Annotated in this window: 1 protein-coding gene; it reads right to left on the minus strand. The window is 74.5% G+C overall.

The window, feature by feature from the left end; all coding sequences use genetic code 11:
* A partial coding sequence (locus AC13HU_RS38230; protein ID WP_483046588.1) for an NAD(P)H-binding protein occupies window positions 1-298 on the minus strand: 298 nt, incomplete at its 3' end.
* Window positions 299-428 lie beyond the last annotated feature (130 nt).

Below are 428 nucleotides of genomic sequence, written 5' to 3' on the forward strand. Positions count from 1 at the left end.
CGAAGATCCGCGCCGCCTGACGGTCGATCCGCTCGAACTCGGCGCCGGTGCCGAGCGCGTGCACCAGGTAGTACGCCACCTCGACGTCCCGCAGCGCCGCGCCCACCGCGTCGGGGTCCAGCACGTCGCCGGCCGCCACCTCGACCCGGCCCGTCCACGGGTGATCGCGCAGCCGCACCGGGGAACGGGCCAGACACCTCACCTCGTATCCGGCGTCGAGGAGTTGCGGGACGAGCCGGCCACCGATGTACCCGGTCGCCCCGGTCACCAGGCACCGGGGTCCGAGTCGAGCTGTCACGCGCCTCACCGTAGCGGACTCGATGTGCGGGAGTCGTCACTGAGCGTGTGCGTGTGCGTGGCGGTGGCGGTGGCGGTGGCGGTGGCGCGTTGCGGCGGCGGTGGGTGGGGGAGCCGGTGCGCGGCGGAGG

It is taken from the genome of Streptomyces sp. NH27, assembly GCF_056859195.1.